This is a genomic window from Pseudomonas sp. (assembly GCF_035277045.1).
Lineage (GTDB): Bacteria > Pseudomonadota > Gammaproteobacteria > Pseudomonadales > Pseudomonadaceae > Aquipseudomonas.
The window spans coordinates 1-4,054 of the sequence record NZ_DATELE010000070.1 but is presented as its reverse complement, the minus strand read 5'-3'; the positions used below and the strand labels follow the sequence as shown (position 1 = coordinate 4,054).

Sequence of the window (4,054 nt, the reverse complement as noted above, 5' to 3'; positions counted from 1 at the left end):
AAGCTGCTCGACCCCCTGCGCGGCCAGGTGCCCGACGAAGTGTTCAGCCACGTGTTCAAGGCGCCCACGACCGACGGCTCCGGGATCATCCGCACGCAGCAGCTGCAGGCCCTGGCCTTGCTGCAGGCCGCGGGCTGGAAGCCTGAGGGCGACCGGCTGGTGAACGCCCAGGGCGAGCCCCTGACCTTCACCTTCCTCAACGGTCAGTCGGGCCTTGAGCGCCTGCTGCTGCCCTGGAAGCGCAACCTGGCGCAGATCGGCGTCACCTTGCAGATCCGCAACGTCGACTCCGCCCAATACGTCAACCGGCTCATGAACCGGGACTACGACATGGTGGTCACGGGCTACCCCGTGACCCTGTCGCCAGGCACCGAGCTGTACAACTACTTTGGCTCGGCAGCGGCCAACGACCCCGGCTCGAACAACCTGATGGTGCTCAAGGACCCCGCCGTGGACACCTTGATCGAGGGCCTGGTGCGCGCCAACAGCCAGGCCGACATGCAGCGCCACGCCCACGCCCTGGACCGGGTGCTGCAATGGAACTACTACTGGATACCCAACTACTACCCGCCCGGCAGCTCCACCGCCTGGTGGAACCGTTTCGGCTTGCCCAAGGTCCAGGCCGCCTATGACGAGGGCCTGGACACCTGGTGGGAGGTCAGTCCCACCGCGCTGACCAACGCGCAGATGGCCGAACGTCTCAAGGACACGCCATGACCGCCTACATCCTGCGCCGGCTGTTGCTGATCATCCCCACCTTGCTGGCCATTCTGCTGGTCAACTTCGCCATCGTCCAGGCCGCGCCCGGCGGCCCTGTCGAGCAGGCCGTCGCCCGGCTGCAAGGGTTGGGCGGCGCCGCGCCGGGCGCGCGAACCGAAGTACTGCACGGCGAATCGCGCTCGAGCCGCGGGCTGGACCCCAAGCTGATCGAAGAGATCAAGCACCAGTACGGCTTCGACAAGAGCGCGCCCGAACGCCTGTGGCTGATGCTTGGCCAGTACGCCCGGCTGGATTTTGGCAGCAGCTTCTTCCGCGGCGCCAAGGTCACCGACCTGATCCTTGAAAAATTGCCCGTGACAGTTTCGCTGGGCTTGTGGGCGACGCTGATCACCTACCTGGTGTCCATCCCGCTGGGGATCCGCAAGGCGGTGCGCCACGGCAGCCGGTTCGATGCCTGGAGCAGCGCCCTGATCATCGTGGGCTATGCCCTGCCCTCGTTCCTGTTCGCCTTGCTGCTGATCGTGCTGTTCGCCGGCGGAACCTCGCTGAACTGGTTCCCCGTGCGCGGGCTGGTGTCGGACGACTTCGAGCAGCTCAGCCTGCTGGGCAAGGTCGCGGACTATTTCTGGCATTTGGTATTGCCGGTCAGCGCGTTGGTGATCGGCGGTTTCGCCACACTGACCCTGCTGACCAAGAACGCCTTTCTCGACGAGATCGCCCGCCAGTACGTGGTCACCGCACGCGCCAAAGGACTGAGCGAGCGCCGTGTGCTCTACGGCCACGTGCTGCGCAACGCCATGTTGCTGGTGGTCGCAGGGGTCCCTCAGGCACTGATCACGGTGTTCTTCGCAGGCTCGTTGCTGATCGAGGTGATCTTCTCCCTCGACGGGCTCGGGCGCATGAGCTACGAGGCCGCGGTATCGCGGGACTATCCGGTGGTGTTCGGCACGCTCTTCATCTTCACCCTGGCCGGCCTGCTGATCCGCCTGATCGGCGATCTCTGCTACACCGTGCTCGACCCACGCATCGATTTCAGCACGAGGGCGCACTGATGCTGTCGCCCCTTTCGCGCCGTCGCTTGCTACGTTTTCGCCGCAACCGCCTGGGCTGGGTCTCGCTGTGGCTCTTCGGCGCGCTGTTGCTGCTGAGCCTTGGCGCGGAGCTGGTGGCGAACGACAAGCCGCTGCTGCTCGGCTACAAGGGCGAACTGTACATGCCGGCGCTCAAGCGTCATACCGAACAGGAGTTTGGCGGACAATTGCCGTTCCAGCCGGACTACCGCAGCCAGTATGTACGCAAGTTGATCGAGGGCCAGGGCGGCTGGATGCTGTTCGCGCCGATCCCGTTCAGCGCCGACACCCCCAACTACGACTTGCAGGTCCCCAGCCCAAGCCCGCCCTCGATGGTCAACTGGCTGGGCACCGACGACCAGGGCCGCGACGTGCTGGCGCGGGTGCTGTATGGCACCCGGGTGTCGTTGCTGTTCGCCTTCACGCTGACGATCATCAGCGTGCTCATCGGCATTGCCGCAGGCGCGCTGCAGGGCTATCACGGCGGCTGGGTCGACCTGATCGGCCAGCGGCTGCTGGAAGTCTGGTCCGGCTTGCCGGTGCTCTACCTGCTGATCATCCTGAGCGGTTTTGTCGAGCCCGATTTCTGGTGGCTGCTGGGGATCATGGCGCTGTTCTCGTGGCTGACCCTGGTGGACGTGGTGCGGGCCGAGTTCCTCCGTGGGCGCAACCTGGAGTACGTGAAGGCCGCACGGGCGCTGGGCCTGCCGGACAGCCAGGTGATCCTGCGGCATATCCTGCCCAACGCGATGAACGCGACCCTGACGCTGGTGCCGTTCATGCTCACCGGCGCTATCACCACCCTCACGGCCTTGGACTTCCTGGGCTTCGGCATGCCGGCCGGCAGCGCCTCGCTGGGCGAGCTGGTCACCCAGGGCAAGCAGCACCTGCAGGCGCCCTGGCTCGGGTTCACCGCCTTTTTCGCCCTGGCGCTGATCCTCTCGTTGCTGGTCTTCATCGGCGATGCCCTGCGCGAGGCTTTCGATCCGCGCGCCTAGGTGCTTGACTGTCAGTGGTACATCCAAGGAGGCATCCATGAGTCTGCAAGGCAAGACAGCGGTAGTCACCGGTTCCACCAGTGGTATCGGCCTGGGCATCGCCAGGGTGCTGGCCAAGGCCGGGGCCAATATCGTGCTCAATGGCTTTGGCGATGCGCAAGGTGCCATCGATGAGCTTCGATGCCTGGGCGGCGGTGTCGCCCATCACCCGGCCGACCTCAGTGAGGTGGCGCAGATCGAGGCGCTGTTCGCGTATGCCGAGGAGCATTTCGGCGCGGTCGATATCCTCGTCAACAACGCAGGCATACAGCACGTCGCGCCGGTGGAGCAGTTTCCGGTGGACGCCTGGGACAGGATCATCGCTCTCAACCTCTCCGCCGTGTTCCATGGCAGTCGGCTGGTACTGCCTGGCATGCGCGCGCGCGACTGGGGGCGCATCATCAACATTGCCTCGGTGCACGGGCTGGTGGGTTCGACCGGCAAGGCCGCCTACGTGGCCGCCAAGCACGGAGTGATCGGGCTTACCAAGGTGATCGGCCTTGAGACCGCCACCAGCAACATCACCTGCAACGCCATCTGTCCAGGCTGGGTGCTCACGCCGCTGGTACAGAAACAGATCGACGACCGCGCCGCCGCGGGCGTCGATCCACAACAGGCCCAGCATGACCTGCTTGCCGAGAAGCAACCCTCGCGGGCGTTCGTCACCCCGGAGCACCTGGGCGAGCTGGTGCTGTTCCTGTGCAGCGAGGCCGGCAGCCAGGTACGGGGGGCCGCCTGGAACGTCGATGGCGGGTGGCTGGCCCAGTGACAGGCTAGAGTGCACTAAAACAACAGGAGAACGCGGCATGAACGATGTGCTTTGGCGCCCATCGGCGGCACAAATCGAGGCAAGCCGCATGGAGGCGTTTCGTCGCTGGGTCAGCCTGCGCTTCAACGTGCAGCTCGACGACTATGCAGCCCTGCACCGTTGGAGCATCGAGCAGCGTGCCGCGTTCTGGCAGTCCCTGGCCGAGTACTTTCAGGTGCGCTGGCACACAGCCGCCAACCAGGTGCTCGACGAAGGCGCCCAGATGACCGATACGCACTGGTTCAGCGGCGCCACCCTGAACTTTGCCGAACACCTGCTGCGCCGCCGAGACCAACGCCCGGCGCTGATCGCCGTGAGCGAGGACGGCGGCCGCCAGGTGCTCAGTCACGCCGAACTGGCTGCCCACGTCGCAGGCTTGCAACACGCGCTGCAAGCAATGGGCATTCAGCCTGGCGACC

The 4,054-nt window shown here is 65.5% G+C and carries 5 protein-coding genes; all 5 read left to right on the top strand.

Annotation, left to right across the window (positions count from 1 at the left end; translation table 11 throughout):
- On the top strand, positions 1-717 hold a 717-nt coding region (locus tag VJS90_RS03035; RefSeq protein WP_324118973.1), incomplete at its 5' end, for an ABC transporter substrate-binding protein.
- A complete protein-coding gene (locus tag VJS90_RS03030) occupies positions 714-1,772 on the top strand; it encodes a microcin C ABC transporter permease YejB (protein WP_324118971.1) in 1,059 nt (352 codons plus the stop codon). The genes VJS90_RS03035 and VJS90_RS03030, both read left to right, overlap by 4 nt.
- Positions 1,772-2,788 carry an ABC transporter permease gene (locus VJS90_RS03025; protein WP_324118970.1) on the top strand — a complete coding sequence of 339 codons (1,017 nt, stop codon included), beginning with the start codon at positions 1,772-1,774 and terminating at the stop codon, positions 2,786-2,788. The genes VJS90_RS03030 and VJS90_RS03025 overlap by 1 nt, the downstream gene beginning before the upstream one ends.
- A 37-nt stretch (positions 2,789-2,825) precedes the next feature.
- Positions 2,826-3,596, top strand: a complete 771-nt coding sequence (gene hbdH, locus VJS90_RS03020; protein ID WP_324118968.1) for a 3-hydroxybutyrate dehydrogenase — start codon at positions 2,826-2,828, stop codon at positions 3,594-3,596.
- A gap of 37 nt (positions 3,597-3,633) precedes the next feature.
- On the top strand, positions 3,634-4,054 hold a 421-nt coding region (locus VJS90_RS03015; RefSeq protein ID WP_324118965.1), incomplete at its 3' end, for an acetyl-coenzyme A synthetase N-terminal domain-containing protein.